This is a genomic window from Phreatobacter stygius (assembly GCF_005144885.1).
GTDB classification, from domain to species: Bacteria; Pseudomonadota; Alphaproteobacteria; order Rhizobiales; family Phreatobacteraceae; genus Phreatobacter; species Phreatobacter stygius.
This window is the reverse complement of the sequence record NZ_CP039690.1, coordinates 1,034,617-1,048,545: the sequence shown is the minus strand read 5'-3', so window position 1 is coordinate 1,048,545 and position 13,929 is coordinate 1,034,617. Positions and strand designations below refer to the sequence as shown.

The window sequence follows — 13,929 nt, the reverse complement described above, 5'->3', positions numbered from 1 at the left end:
GCTCAGGCCATGGCCCGTGTGAAGCGCTCGCCGAACAGGACGGCGAACTGGGCCTTGGCCATGTGCCACTCACGCGCCGGCATGGTCCACTCTTTCTCGGAGCGGTTCAAGACCAGGAACAGCAGCTTCATCGCGGCCTCGTCGGTCGGGAAGTGGCCCCTGGCGCGGATGGCCCGGCGCAGCTTGGAATTCAGCGCTTCGATGGCATTGGTCGTGTACAAGATGCGGCGGACGTCGTTGGGGAACGCGTAGAACGGGATGACCTCGCCCCAGGCCCGTCGCCAGCTCTGGCCGATCGCGGGATATTTGCGGCCCCACGGGCCATCCTCGAAGGCGCCGAGCGCGGCCTCGCCGGCGGCGGCATCGACTGCCCGGTAGATGTCCTTCATCGCGGCGGCCACCGGTTTGCGGTCCTTCCAGGAGACGAAATCCAGGCTCAGCCTGAGCAGATGAACGATGCAGGTCTGAACCGTGGCCTCGGGAAAAACGGCGACGATCGCGTCCGGGAAGCCCTTCAGGCCGTCGACGACGGCGAGCAGGATGTCTTCGACGCCGCGGTTCCTGAGCTCGTTCATGACCCGGAGCCAGAACTTCGCGCCCTCGTTCTGCTCGAGCCAGAGGCCGAGGATCTCTTTGGTCCCGTCGGCGCGCACGCCGAGCGCGACATGAACGGCCTTGTTCCGGACGATGCCTTCGTCGCGGATCTTCACCCGCAAGGCGTCGAAGAACACGATCGGATAGACCGGTTCCAGCGGCCGGCCCTGCCAGGCGGCGATCTCGTCCAGCACGGCATCGGTCACCACGCTGATCAGATCCGGCGAGACGTCGATGCCATAGAGCTCGCGCAGATGGCCGACGATCTCGCGGGTGCTCATGCCCCTGGCGTACATCGAGATGATCTTGTCGTCGAAGCCGGGAAAGCGGCGCTGATACTTGGCGATCAGTTGCGGGTCGAAGCTCGCCTGCCGGTCTCGCGGCACCTCCAACGACAGCATGCCGCTGTCGGTGACCACAGTCTTCCGGCCGTAGCCATTGCGGCTGTTGCCGCCCTCGTCTGCGCCGTCCAGATGGTGATCCATCTCGGCATTCAGCGCCCGCTCGGCCAGCGCCTTCTTCAACTCATCGAGCAGCCCATTGGGGTCGAACGCCGTCTTGGCGTCGGCGCCAGCCAAGAGCTGGTCCAGCAGCGCATCAGGAATTATCGGTGCCTTCCGTCGAGCCATGGGAAATCTCCTTTGGTCCCATCATGCTCGCCCGCACACGAAATTCCTGACACTTCCCGGCGCGGTGCATTTCGTCCAGCCCGACGTGACCCGGCTCGCCGGCATCACCGAATATATCCGGGTCGCCGATATCGCCCACGGCGCACGCCTGCCGGTGGTTGCCCATGCCGGGGACATGAGCCAGGTCCATGTTCACCTGGCCTATTGGCATCCGGCGAGTGCGATGCTGGAATATATTCCCTGGATCAAGGACTGTTTCGAAGAGCCGATTGCCGTTGTCGATGGTGATTTCCTGCGCCCTGGACGGCCAGGCGCCGGCACGGCGGTGAAGCACGAGGCCTTCGCGGGTTTCGCCCAAGCGTTGGCGTGATCGGGCCCGGGGGATCCTCGGCGCAATCCTTGACGTATTCCTTGGATGGGCTGCGCAATTTCGGCCGGCGACCTTGCTTCGGCCCGACAAGGCCGGCTAAGTCTTTGTCAATGCAAATGCCATGCGCCGCATTGGCGCCACAACCGAGGCCCATGGCGTGACGCCCGTCCCTTCCTTCGTCCTGACCTCGGCGACCGTGCGCACGCTTTCTTCCGTTTTCCGCTATTTCACTCTCTGTCTTGTCCTGGCGTCCGGAATGACGATGGCCGGCCCGCGCGCCGCGCTGGCGCTCGATCCCGTTGCGGTGACGCTCGACCGTCCGGCGATCAATCTCGGCCGCGCCATCGAGTTCGTTCAGGGCGAGGGCGACCGCGTCAGCGTGCCGACCGCGCCGGGTGCCGACGGCATCACGCGGCGCATGGAGATCCGCCAGACCCAGACGACCTCGAGCCTGACCTGGGGCGTGTTCGCGCTGTCGAACGCCACCGACGAACAGGTCGACCGGCTGATCGTCGTGCCGCACTACCGGCTGATCCGCTCCGGCCTGATCTGGCCCGATCTCGGCTCGCAGCGCATCGTCGCGCTCACCCCCAGCCAGGGCTTCCGGCCCGAGCGCCAGTCGGCGGTCGACCAGGACGTCTTCCTGGTGACGCTCGATCCCGGCACCACGGTGACCTTCGTCGCCGAGCTGCGCGACCCGCGCCTGCCGCAGATCACGCTCTGGCAACCCGACGCATTCAAGGACCGCGAAAATTCCTTCACGCTCTATCGCGGCATCGTGCTCGGCATTGCCGGCCTGCTGGCCTTGTTCCTGACCATCCTGTTCGTGGTCAAGGGTTCGCTGATGTTCCCGGCCGCAGCCCTGCTCGCCTGGGCCGTGCTCGGCACGCTGGCACTCGATTTCGGCTTCTGGACCAGGGTGATGGAGCTCGGACCGGAGGCGGTCCGGTTCTGGCGAGCGACGGCGGAGGCGATTCTCTCCGCCACCTTGATGATCTTCCTGTTCGCCTATCTCGACCTCAACCGATGGCACGTGCGCTATACCGTGCTGACCGCCATCTGGCTCGCCTTTGCCGGTGGCCTCGTCACCGTTGCCTGGTTCGACCCCTCGATCGCCGCCGGCATCGCCCGGCTCGGCATCGGCATCGTCACCATTCTCGGCACGGTGATCCTCGTCTACCTCGCCTTCCTGCGTTACGACCGGGCGATCAACCTGGTGCCGACCTGGATCCTGTTCATGATCTGGGGCGGCGCGGCCTTGTTGATGGTCACCGGCCGGCTGAACAACGAGATCGCTTCGCCCGCCCTGCTCGGCGCGCTGGTGCTGCTGGTCATGCTGATCGGCTTCACGGTGATGCAGCATGCCTTTGCCGGCGGCGGCGTGCCGCAGGCGCTGGTCTCCGACAGCGAGCGCAAGGCGCTGGCGCTGACCGGCTCCGGCGACATCATTTTCGACTGGGACGTGAGCGCCAACCGGATCTGGGTGAGCCCGGAGGCCGAACAGCATCTGGGCCTCCGGCGCGGCGCGCTGGAAGGCGCTGCGACCAAATTTGTCGAGGCGATCCATCCGGGCGACCGCGACCGGGTGCGCTCGACGCTCGACACGGTGGTCGAGCACCGGCGCGGCCGGCTGTTCGAGGAATTCCGCATGCGCGCGGCCGACAATCATTTCGCCTGGTTCGCCTTGCGCGCCCGGCCGGTGGTCGGCTCCGACGGCGAGGTGGTGCGCCTCGTCGGCACGCTCACCGACGTCACCGAATACAAGACGGCCGAAGAGCGCCTGCTGCACGACGCGGTGCATGACAATCTCACCGGCCTGCCCAATCGCGAACTGTTCCTCGACCGGCTCGATGCGGCGCTGACCCAGTCGCGCACCGACGATCAGCGCCGGCCGACCGTGCTGGTCTTCGACATCGACCGGTTCAAGCAGGTCAACGATTCCGTCGGCATGGCGGTGGGCGATTCCATCCTGCTCACCGTGTCGCGCCGGCTCGCCCGCCTGCTCAAACCGCAGGATACGCTGGCCCGGCTCAACGGCGACCAGTTCGGCATGATCCTGGTGTCGGAACGGGCGCCGGAGCGGATCACCGCCTTTGCCGAGACCATCCGCAAGACGCTGCGCGCGCCGATCGCTTTTGGCGACCGCGAAATCTTCCTCACCGGCTCGCTCGGCATCGCGCTCGCCGACGGCACCCAGCGCGGCCGTGAAGACCTTTTGAAGGATGCCGAACTTGCCGCCTATCACGGCAAGCGGCTCGGCGGCGACCGGATCGAGGTGTTCAAGCCGGCGCTGCGTGCCCAGAAAACCGACCGGCTGGCGCTGGAAAGCGACCTGCGCCGGGCGCTGGAGCGCTCCGAGATCGCCATCGTCTATCAGCCGGTGGTGCGGCTCGCCGACCGGACGCTCGCCGGTTTCGAGGCGCTGGTGCGCTGGGACCATCCGCGTCTCGGCCGCTTGCCGCCGGGCGAATTCATCGCCATTGCCGAAGAGACCGGGCTGATCGTCGAACTCGGCCTGTTCGTGCTCGACCGCACGGCGCGGCAATTGTTCCAGTGGCAGCAATTGATGCCGCTCGACCCGCCGCTATTCGCCGCGGTCAATGTCTCGAGCCGGCAATTGCTGCGCCACGACCTGCTGCAGGACGTCAAGGGCGTGCTGGCCCGTGCGCCGGTCGCGCGCGGCTCGTTGAAGCTCGAGCTCACCGAGAGCCTGGTGATGGAAAATCCGGAATATGCCGCGCAGATCCTGCAGCGCATCCGCGATCTCGGCGCCGGCCTTTCGCTCGACGATTTCGGCACCGGCTATTCGTCGTTGTCCTACCTGCAGCGTTTCCCGTTCGACACGATCAAGATCGACAAGAGCTTCGTGCGCGCCGACGGCCGCGGCATCCGGCCGGTCATGCTGCGCTCGATCATCGCGCTCGGCCACGATCTCGGCATGGACGTGGTGGCCGAGGGCGCCGAGGTCGATGCCGACGCGGTGGAGCTCTACCAGCTCGGCTGCGACTTCGCGCAAGGTTATGCCTTCGGCGAGCCGATGACCGCCGAGCAGGCGACCCGCCTGCTGAAAGACGCGACGGTGCAGGCGGCGTAGCAGCGAATAGTGAGTAGCGAATAGCGAGTGGGGGCGCTCTGCCTGATGAAGAGCAGCGCGCGAACCCTCGCCCGCTTGCCGGAGAGGGTGGCGCCGTCAGGCGCCGGGTGAGGGTCTAAATCGGTGGCCACCGCGCGTTTCGCGTCGCTATGGCGGGCAGGGTGGGGACGTTCAGACCCTCACCCGGGCTTCGCCCACCCTCTCCCACGAAGACGCGGGAGAGGGTTGCGCGCACGACGCGTTTCGCTTCACCCTCATTTCCCAATCGCCATTCGCTATCAGTCATTCGCCACTCGCTCAGCCAGGACCGCCTCATGGACACCCGCAATCTCGGCCGTTCGGGCCTGAAAGTTTCGTCGCTCTGCCTGGGCACCATGATGTTCGGCGGGCCGACCGAGGAGAAGGACGCCGACCGGATCATCGGTCGGGCCAAGGACGCGGGGGTCAATTTCATCGACACCGCCAATGTCTATACCGAGGGCCGTTCCGAGGAGATCACCGGCCGCGCCATCAAGAAGGACCGGGACCGCTGGGTGCTGGCAACCAAGCTCGGCAATCCCACGGGGCCCGGCGCCAATGATCGCGGCCTGTCGCGGCTGCACATGTTCCAGGCGGTCGAGGCCAGCCTGAAGCGGCTCGGCACGGATGTCATCGACATCTATTACGTCCACAAGGAAGACCACGCGACACCGCTCGACGAGACGGTCCGGACGCTCGGCGACCTGATCCGCCAGGGCAAGATCCGCCATTACGGCGTGTCCAATCACCGTTCCTGGCGCATTGCCGAGATCTGCAATCTGGCTGACCGGCTGGGCATCGACCGTCCCGTGGTCAGCCAGCCCTATTACAACGCCATGAACCGCATGCCCGAGGTGGAACATCTGCCGGCCTGCGGTTTCTACGGCCTTGGCGTGGTGCCCTATTCGCCGCTGGCGCGCGGCATCCTGAGCGGCAAATACGACCCCAAGGCGCCGCCGCCGGAAGGCTCGCGCGCCGGACGCTCGGATGCCCGCATGCTGCAGACCGAGTGGCGCAAGGAGTCGCTGGTCATCGCCCAGAAGCTGAAGAACCACGCCGAGAAGCGTGGCATCACGCCGGGCCAGTTCGCCACCGCCTGGGTGCTGAACAACCGCTTCGTGACGGCGACGATCGCCGGTCCGCGCACGTTGGCGCAGTTCGAGGACTATCTCGGCGCTCCCGCCTACAGCTTCACCAAGGCCGACGAGGACCTGGTCAACCGGCTGGTGCCGGCGGGCCACCCCTCGACCCCCGGTTATACCGATCCCGCCTATCCGCTGGAGGGCCGGGTTCCAAGAAGCGGCTGAGACCGGGAGGGATTGCGGTTACCCCCGGTCACTCCATTGCGATCGGATGCGCGGTCATCCAGGCCCGGAAGGCCGCGATATCAGGGTCGCCGGCGCGGCTTTCGGGTGAGACCAGCCAATAGCCGGTGCTGCCCGCTATGGCGGGTTCCCACAGGGTGACCAGGGTGCCAACGGCAAGCTCGGCATCGACAAGCGGGCGGCGGCCGATCGCCACGCCGAGCCCGCGGGCGGCGGCGTCATAGGCCATCAGCACCGTGTCGAAGCGCAGGCCCCGTTCCGGATCCGGCAGCCGGCGGCCGGTGGCACGGGCCCAGTGGGCCCAGTCCTCGGACACGGTGGTGACATGGATGAGCGGAACGCCCGCCAGGTCCACCGCATCGCGAATGCCAGCCTCGAGTTCAGGCGCGCAGACCGGAACGAGGCTTTCACGCAGCAATTCCTGGGCGATGACACCTTGCCAGCCGCCGCGCCCCATGCGGATCGCCAGGTCGATGCCGTCGGCGAAATCCACCCGTTCGCGCGTGGTGTCGATCACCACGCTGATGTCGGGATGCTCGGCGCGGAAGCCGGCAAGCCGCGGCATGAGCAATCGGCTCGCGAAGGTCGGCGCGACGCTGATGGTCAGATGGCGGCGGCCATGCCGGGCGGCAACCTCGCCGCTGCCGGCCGCGATCATGGCAAGCGCCGATTGCACGGTCGGATAATAGCTGGCGCCGGCTTCCGTCAGCACGATGCCGCGGGCAGTGCGGACGAACAGCGGCGCTCCCAGCCATTGCTCGAGCGATTGAATGCCGTGGCTGACCGCGCTCGGCGTAACCAGCAGTTCTTCCGCCGCATTCTTGAAGCTGAGCAGCCGCGCCGCAGCCTCGAACAGGCGCAGCGCATTCAGCGGAGGCAGGCGTTGACGCATGGTTGCTCGCCTGTGGCCGGCGTCGGGACCGGATGAGCTCCGTTCAACGCTCGCGCAGGATTAGTCGTTTGTCCAGCAAGCGCGGGGAGGGGAGGATCGCCCGGCAGCCAACAGGATGAACACCGATGCCGACCACCCTGCCCGCCGATGTCGTGCTGATGGACGTTCGCGGATCGATCGCCACGATCACGCTCAACCGTCCGGATAAGCTCAATGCGCTCGATGCGCCGCTGATCGACCGTCTGCAGGACCTGCTCGACCTCGTCGAGGCGGAGGCGGCGATCAGGGCGGTGATCCTGACCGGGGCGGGCGAGCGCGCCTTCAGCGCCGGCGCCGACATCGCGGAATTGCAGCGCACGCTTGCCGGCGGCGTCGACCGCGTGATGCGCGATTTCGTCCGACGCGGGCAGAGGCTGACCCGCCGGATCGAAGCCTTCCCGAAGCCGGTCATTGCCGCGGTCAACGGCCTCGCCTTCGGCGGCGGCTGCGAGGTGACCGAAGCCTGCCCGCTGGCGATCGCGGCGGAACATTCCCGTTTCGCCAAGCCGGAAATCCGGCTCGGTTTCGCGCCGCCTTTCGGCGGGTCGCAACGCTTGCCGCGGCTGGTCGGCCGCAAGCGCGCCCTGAAGATGATCCTGACCGGCGAGGCGATCGACGCCGGCGAGGCCAAACGCATCGGTCTCATCAATGATGTGGTCCCGGCGGCCGAACTGCTGCCGGCGGCCGTCGCATTGGCTGAACGGATCATGGCCCATACGCCGCGGGCCGTCGCCGCCTGCCTCGCCAGCGTGACGCGCGGCATCAATCTCAGCATCGATGAGGGCCTGGCGGTGGAGGCTGGCCATTTCGAACGAATGGCCGATACACCCGACGTGGCGCGCGGCATCAGCGAGTTCCTGGAACGGCCGCGGTCGCGCTCGACATCAGTTGACGCGCGCCCGTGACGGACGCGCGCCGCAGTCTCGTGTTTTCGACGGAAAACGTGGCCTTGAGCTCATCTGGCGGCTCGGCCTGAGCCGGGCCGCGGCACCTCATGAGGTTTGGATGACGATCAATAGACCATGCGCCGGCAAACGCGCTCGCCCCAGCGATTGATCCAGCAGCGGCGATAACCGCCCCAGCCACCACCCCAGCCGCCGCCCCAGCCACGGCGGCGCCAGCCATAACCATAACCGCGACCGCCCCAGCCGCCGCCACGGCGGCCCCAGCCACCGCCACGGCCGCCGCCCCAGCCGCCGCCGCGACGGCCCCAACCGCCGCCTCGGCCGCCGCCTCGACCACCGCCGCGACCACCGCCCCGGCCGCCGCCTCGACCACCGCCCCCGCCGCCGCGCCGCATCTCCTGCGGGTCGCCAGCCGGCGTCAGGGCCGCGCGAACGGCGTCAAGGGTGATTGCTTCGGGCGCCATCGGCGCCGCCTCGGCCGCGGACAAACCAAAGGGGGAAGCGGCCGCCAGCCCACCGGCCAGTGCAATCAGAAATGATCTGCGATGCATGGTCGAGTCTCCTCAAGTCTTTGTCGCCCCCCGATACTGATCAACGTCAGCATCATAGCACGGTTCCCTTTGGTCAGCATGCCGGCGCGGAGCCGCGTCGGCCAGCGCATTGCGGAGCGAAAACGCGAACATCATTGGCACGGGCGCCGTCAGGGGCTATCTGTCCGCGCATCACCCCCTGTTCCGCCTGGACCGATCCGATGACCGATACCCCTCCCGACCGCCTGTCGACCAATCCGGCCAGCCCCTATTACGACGAGGCCATGCTGGAGCGGGATGTCGGCATCCGCTTCAAGGGTGTCGAGAAGACCAATGTCGAGGAATATTGCGTCAGCGAGGGCTGGGTGCGGGTGTCGGCCGGCACCGCCAAGGATCGTCGGGGCAATCCGATCACCATCAAGCTCAGCGGCGCGGTCGAGCCCTATTTCCGCAAGGGCGAATAAGCCCGGCTGGCCGGCGCCGTGCGGGGCATGGCTTGACCCCGGCGCACGGGAACCGCATCAAGCCCGTCATGACTTTCATGCGACATCTGCGCTGGTCGACGCTCCGGCATCTGATCAAGAACGAACTCGGCCTGGTCCTGACGCTGGCGGTGGCCGCCGGTGGACTGCTGATCTTTCTCAGGCTCGCCGACGAGGTCGTCGAAGGCGAAACCGCGGCTTTCGACCGCGCGGTGCTTTTGGCCTTTCGCCATGGCGGCGACCCGTCGATTCCGATCGGGCCTACCTGGCTGCCGACCGTGATGCGCGACATCACCGCGCTCGGCGGCGTTGCCGTGCTCAGCCTCATCGTGCTGTTCGCCTTCAGCTATCTCATGCTGGTGCGCAAGCGTGGCGCCGCGGTGTTTCTGGTGGCGTCGGTGCTTGGCGGGCTCGGGCTCAGCCAGGGGCTCAAGATCCTGTTCGGCCGGGTCCGGCCGGATCTGGTGCCGAACGCGCCGATCGAATTGTCGGCAAGCTTTCCGAGCGGCCACTCCATGCTGTCGGCGGTGACCTATCTCACGCTCGGCGCGCTGCTGACGCGGGTCGAGCCCAACCGGCGGGCGCGCAGCTTCTTTCCGGTCGTGGCGGTGATCCTGACCGTGCTGGTCGGGGTGAGTCGGGTCTATATCGGGGTTCACTGGCCAACCGATGTGCTGGCCGGCTGGTCGCTCGGCGCGGCCTGGGCGATGCTCTGCTGGATGGTGGTGCTGTGGCTGCAGCGGCGCGGCCGGATCGAGCGGCGGGCCAATATCGAGGGCTGAGGACGGACATCGCGCCCGATCTGTCACAGTTACTCACCAAGATTGAACCGGCCGATTTCGACAACCATGGGCCACACCGCCTATAAGGATGGGCGATCGCGCGATTGAGCCGGTCGACCCGCATGTGATTCAGACGAACCGCCACAAGAGATTTTCAAAGCCATGGCCCGCAAATATTTCGGCACTGACGGCATTCGAGGCCGCGCCAATGCCTTTCCGGTCACCCCCGAATTCGCCATGAAGATCGGCCAGGCCGCGGGCATCGCTTTCCAGCGCGGCGATCATCGCCACCGTGTCATGATCGGCAAGGACACGCGGCTGTCCGGCTACATGATCGAATATGCGCTGGTTGCCGGCTTCACCTCGGTTGGCATGGACGTGCTGCTGGTCGGCCCGATGCCGACCCCGGCGGTCGCCATGCTGACGCGCTCGATGCGCGCCGATCTCGGCGTGATGATCTCGGCCTCGCACAATCCGTTCGACGACAATGGCATCAAGCTGTTCGCGCCCGATGGCTACAAGCTGTCCGACGAGGTCGAACATGCGATCGAGGATCTGCTTGACGAGGACCTGACGCGCCGGCTCGCCGCCTCGCGCATGCTCGGCCGGGCCAAGCGCATCGACGACGCGCAGGCACGCTATATCGAATTCGCCAAGCGGACGCTGCCGCGCAACATGGAACTCGGCGGCCTGCGCATCGTCGTCGATTGCGCCAATGGCGCCAGCTACAAGGTCGCGCCGGCGGCGCTTTGGGAGCTCGGCGCCGATGTCGTGACCATCGGCAACGAGCCGGATGGCTTCAACATCAACGACGAATGCGGCTCGACCCACCCGGCGGCGCTGGTCGCCAAGGTCAAGGAAGTGCGCGCCGATATCGGCATTGCGCTCGACGGCGATGCCGACCGCGTGCTGATCGTCGACGAAAAAGGCCAGATCGTCGACGGCGACCAGCTGATGGCGGTGGTCGCCCAGTCCTGGCTGGAGGACGGCCGGCTGTCGGCGCCGGGCATCGTCGCCACCATCATGTCCAATCTCGGCCTCGAGCGCTTCCTTGCCGGGCTGGGGCTCAGCCTCGCCCGCACGCCGGTCGGCGACCGCTATGTGCTGGAGCATATGCGCGAGCACGGCTTCAATGTCGGCGGCGAGCAGTCCGGCCACATCATCCTGTCGGATTATTCCACCACCGGCGACGGCCTGGTGGCGGCGCTGCAAGTGCTGGCGGTGGTCAAGAAGATGGGCCGTTCGGTCTCCGAGGTCTGCCATCTGTTCGAGCCGCTGCCGCAAATCCTCAAGAACGTCCGCTTCAAGGGTGGCAAGCCCCTGGAGAATTCCTCGGTGGTCACGGCGATCGACGACGCCAAGGCCCGGCTCGGCAGCAATGGCCGGCTGGTCATCCGCCCGTCCGGTACCGAGCCGGTGATCCGGGTCATGGCTGAAGGTGACGATCGCGCCCTGGTCGAAACCGTCGTCGACGAGATCGTCGCGGCAGTGACCAAGGCGGCCGCTTGAGCCCATCCAGCGGTGCGCCGGGTCGGGGCCTTGTTGCCCTGAAGGCACGGGGCCCGATCCGCTGTTCAATTTTCGTTAGGCTTAAGCTTTAGGGTTAAGCCAGATTTAAGTGTTTCCTGCGCATTTTCCGCATGTTGGTCATCCGGCAGGCGCCCTCATGGGCGGGCGCGCCGTATCCTCAGGGAACCGCCATGCGCATCCTCGCATCCATCGCGCTCGCCGGCGCCGTCCTGTCCGCCGCCGGCGCGCAGGCCGCCGATATGGCACCGGTCTATGTCGCGCCGCCGATCGGCGTGGCGGCGGTCGATAATGGCGGCTGGTATCTGCGCGGCGATATCGGGGTTGGCGCCACCTCGGCGCGGCGCTGGCAATACAACAACAATCCGTTCTGGGGCATCACCGGCGGCACTTACGAGCATTCGACCTCGTCGGCCTTCTTTTTCGGGGCCGGCATCGGTCATGCCTTCAACTCGTGGCTGCGCGCCGACATCACCGCCGAGTATCGGGTCGGCGGCAAGTTCCGCGGCCGTGACGACCTGATCGCCGGGCCGCCGAACCCGCCCGAGGTGGTCGGCTACCAGAACAATCTGCGCGCCAACATGTCGTCCTTCGTCACCATGGTGAACGGCTATATCGACCTTGGCACCTGGTCGAACGTCACGCCCTTCGTCGGCGCCGGCGTCGGCGTCGCCTACAACATGCTCGGCGTCACCCAGGACACCGGCCTGCAACTGTTCAACAATGCCCCGCCATCGGCGACGGCAGGCACGATTTCCGGGGCCTCGCGCAGCAATTTCGCCTGGGCGCTGATGGCCGGCGTCGCCTGGAACATCTCGTCCCAGGTGAAGATCGAGCTCGGCTATCGCTACATGAATCTCGGCTCGTTCCAGTCGGGTGCGCCATGCCCGGTCACCTGCGGCACGGCGATCCGCAATTACGAAATCCGCCAGGTCACCTCGCATGATGTCCGGCTTGGCCTGCGTTACGCCTTCGGCGCCACGCCGATCGCGGCCGAGCCGATCGTCGCGCGCTACTGAACCGATCCGGCTTTCCGGCACGAACGGCGCGGGCCATCAGCCCGCGCCGGTTTCGTTTGGCCTCGCCAGCAAGACGGCTCAGGTGGCGACGGGTCAGGTCGGTTTGGGCAGCGGCGGCGCCCGATGGTCGCCTTCGCGATCTCCGGGCAGAATGACATCCGGTTCGGCCGAGGGAGGCGGTGTCGGCAGGACAACGTCATTGTCGATCGGCAGGTGCTTTTTCGGCGGGCGGTCGATGATCCGGTCGGGACCCGGATCCGGCAGGTCGGTCGGCATGGCAAGCTCCTAGCGGTTTCCGTAGGCGCCTGGACGGGGCGGCGCCCGTGACATCTCGTCGTTGACCGGGTCGGTTGGTTCCGGCGCATCCGCGCCGCGCTCGGCGCGCCCTGCCGACGCCTGGTCGGGTGGGGTGCGGCCGTCGCCGGCAACCGGATTTCCGCTGTGGGGAAGGTCGTGCCGGTTGTCGGGCTCCTGGCGCGGAAAGGCTGTGCCATCCATCGCGACAGCGAAATCGATGCCGGCGGGAAGATTGAGCCCGCGTTGATCCATGACCGCCATCGTCGCCTCCTGTGCTCAGGATGCAACGGCGGGGAACGGCAAGGGTTCCGTCTGGATCACCGGACGGGCTGGATCACCGGGTCGGCTGCGCCGCCGGCGTTCAGCTTTCGGTAACGTTAAAGGCTCCTTAACTCGGCTTTGCCAAGCTCGTCGGCGATATCGCGTCGGCCCGCAGCGAATGGGCCACATCCGGTCGCATCGCGTGCAAGGGTTGTCCGACATGAAACGCCTGGCCCTGGCCTTGATTGCCGTGAGCCTCGTCGCCACGGCAGGCGGAAGCGCAGAGGCGGCGGATCTCGGCGGCCGCATGCCGGCGGCGCCCTTGGCTCCGCCCGTGCTCGCCGAGGATTTCGCCTCCGGCTGGTATGTCCGCGGCGACCTGTCGGCGAGCCTGTTCCGCCGGGCCTCGCTCGGCGCCGGCAATACCAGCTATTTCGCACCTGGCCAGTGGGCCGACCTCAACGCCACGCGCGCCGGCTCGGCCTTTGGCGGCGGGCTCGGCGTCGGCTTCAAATATAAGTGGTTCCGGCTCGACGCGACCCTCGACATCCGCTCGGCGGCGCGCTTTTCCGGCATGGCGCCGCCCAATGGCGACTGGCTTTATGCCGGACCGCTACCGGTGCCCGCGCGCAACGAGCGCTTCAGCGTCACCAGCCAGACGGCGCTGATCAATGCCTATGTCGATCTCGGCGGCTGGGGCGGCGTAACGCCTTATGTCGGCGCAGGCCTTGGCGTGGCGCGGCTCAGCGCGTCGAGCTACAGCTCCACCCCGGTTCCGGCGGCGGCCGCGCTCGGCGAGATCGCGGTGACGCCGGCGCTGACCGGCACGACCAAATGGAACCTGGCCGCCGCCGCCATGGCCGGCGTGACCTTCGACATCACGCCGCAGGCCCGGCTCGATATCGGCTATCGCTACCTGCACATGGGCTCGCTGCGCTTCGCCGACACGGCCGGCGGCAGCTATCGCGCCGGCCCGGTCGCGGCGCATGAAATCCGCATCGGCCTGCGTTACATGTTCGGCGACGGGCTCGGGCCGGCGGGGCAGTAGCGCTCCCACGCGGCGCCGGGTGATTGCCTGGCCAAGGGCACGGCGTTATGGTCGGCCCCGCAAGTCATCGTCGACACGTCGTCATCGAGAGGAGGGCTGCGTGATTACGTTTTTTCG

At 67.1% G+C, this 13,929-nt stretch carries 13 protein-coding genes and 1 pseudogene; 9 read left to right on the top strand and 5 right to left on the bottom strand.

Annotation, left to right across the window (positions count from 1 at the left end):
* Positions 1-2: 2 nt before the first annotated feature.
* A complete protein-coding gene (locus E8M01_RS04860; RefSeq protein ID WP_136959083.1) occupies positions 3-1,223 on the bottom strand; it encodes an IS256 family transposase in 1,221 nt (406 codons plus the stop codon).
* A 58-nt stretch (positions 1,224-1,281) separates the two neighbouring features.
* Here E8M01_RS04860 and E8M01_RS04855 point away from each other — a divergent pair.
* The 3 genes and pseudogenes from E8M01_RS04855 to E8M01_RS04845 form a co-directional block, all read left to right on the top strand.
* A pseudogene (locus E8M01_RS04855) lies at positions 1,282-1,593 on the top strand (enolase C-terminal domain-like protein); the annotation flags it as partial.
* Positions 1,594-1,849: 256 nt separating this feature from the next.
* Positions 1,850-4,687 carry an EAL domain-containing protein gene (locus E8M01_RS04850; protein WP_136964453.1) on the top strand — a complete coding sequence of 946 codons (2,838 nt, stop codon included), beginning with the start codon at positions 1,850-1,852 and terminating at the stop codon, positions 4,685-4,687.
* Positions 4,688-5,001: 314 nt separating this feature from the next.
* A complete protein-coding gene (locus E8M01_RS04845) occupies positions 5,002-6,012 on the top strand; it encodes an aldo/keto reductase (protein ID WP_136959081.1) in 1,011 nt (336 codons plus the stop codon).
* A 28-nt stretch (positions 6,013-6,040) separates the two neighbouring features.
* On the opposite strand, the gene gcvA is transcribed toward E8M01_RS04845, so the two are convergent.
* Positions 6,041-6,922: a transcriptional regulator GcvA gene (gcvA, locus tag E8M01_RS04840; protein WP_136959080.1), complete on the bottom strand. Its 882-nt coding sequence runs from the start codon at positions 6,920-6,922 to the stop codon at positions 6,041-6,043.
* 125 nt (positions 6,923-7,047) lie between these two features.
* Here gcvA and E8M01_RS04835 point away from each other — a divergent pair, with 125 nt between their 5' ends.
* Positions 7,048-7,866 (top strand): crotonase/enoyl-CoA hydratase family protein, encoded by an 819-nt coding sequence (locus tag E8M01_RS04835; RefSeq protein ID WP_136959079.1) that lies wholly within the window; start codon positions 7,048-7,050, stop codon positions 7,864-7,866.
* Positions 7,867-7,973: 107 nt separating this feature from the next.
* On the opposite strand, the gene E8M01_RS04830 is transcribed toward E8M01_RS04835, so the two are convergent.
* Positions 7,974-8,330, bottom strand: coding sequence for a hypothetical protein (locus tag E8M01_RS04830; protein WP_211596698.1), 357 nt, complete (start codon positions 8,328-8,330; stop codon positions 7,974-7,976).
* A 287-nt stretch (positions 8,331-8,617) separates the two neighbouring features.
* Here E8M01_RS04830 and E8M01_RS04825 point away from each other — a divergent pair, with 287 nt between their 5' ends.
* From E8M01_RS04825 to E8M01_RS04810, 4 genes are all read left to right on the top strand, one after another.
* Entirely contained in the window at positions 8,618-8,860 is a 243-nt protein-coding gene (locus E8M01_RS04825; protein ID WP_136959078.1) for a DUF3297 family protein, read from the top strand.
* 68 nt (positions 8,861-8,928) lie between these two features.
* Complete coding sequence (locus E8M01_RS04820) at positions 8,929-9,660, top strand: phosphatase PAP2 family protein (RefSeq protein WP_136959077.1); 732 nt, start codon at positions 8,929-8,931, stop codon at positions 9,658-9,660.
* Between the two features lie 162 nt (positions 9,661-9,822).
* Positions 9,823-11,169: a phosphoglucosamine mutase gene (gene glmM, locus E8M01_RS04815; RefSeq protein WP_170181786.1), complete on the top strand. Its 1,347-nt coding sequence runs from the start codon at positions 9,823-9,825 to the stop codon at positions 11,167-11,169.
* A gap of 191 nt (positions 11,170-11,360) precedes the next feature.
* Positions 11,361-12,206, top strand: a complete 846-nt coding sequence (locus E8M01_RS04810) for an outer membrane protein (protein ID WP_170181785.1) — start codon at positions 11,361-11,363, stop codon at positions 12,204-12,206.
* A 93-nt stretch (positions 12,207-12,299) separates the two neighbouring features.
* On the opposite strand, the gene E8M01_RS04805 is transcribed toward E8M01_RS04810, so the two are convergent.
* Complete coding sequence (locus E8M01_RS04805; RefSeq protein WP_136959074.1) at positions 12,300-12,482, bottom strand: hypothetical protein; 183 nt, start codon at positions 12,480-12,482, stop codon at positions 12,300-12,302.
* A gap of 9 nt (positions 12,483-12,491) precedes the next feature.
* Positions 12,492-12,764 carry a hypothetical protein gene (locus E8M01_RS04800; protein WP_136959073.1) on the bottom strand — a complete coding sequence of 91 codons (273 nt, stop codon included), beginning with the start codon at positions 12,762-12,764 and terminating at the stop codon, positions 12,492-12,494.
* Positions 12,765-12,984: 220 nt separating this feature from the next.
* Between E8M01_RS04800 and E8M01_RS04795 the strand changes: the two genes are divergently transcribed.
* The gene (locus tag E8M01_RS04795) at positions 12,985-13,812 is read left to right on the top strand and encodes an outer membrane protein (RefSeq protein WP_170181784.1); all 828 of its coding nucleotides are present in this window, start codon (positions 12,985-12,987) and stop codon (positions 13,810-13,812) included.
* The last annotated feature ends 117 nt before the right edge of the window (positions 13,813-13,929 follow it).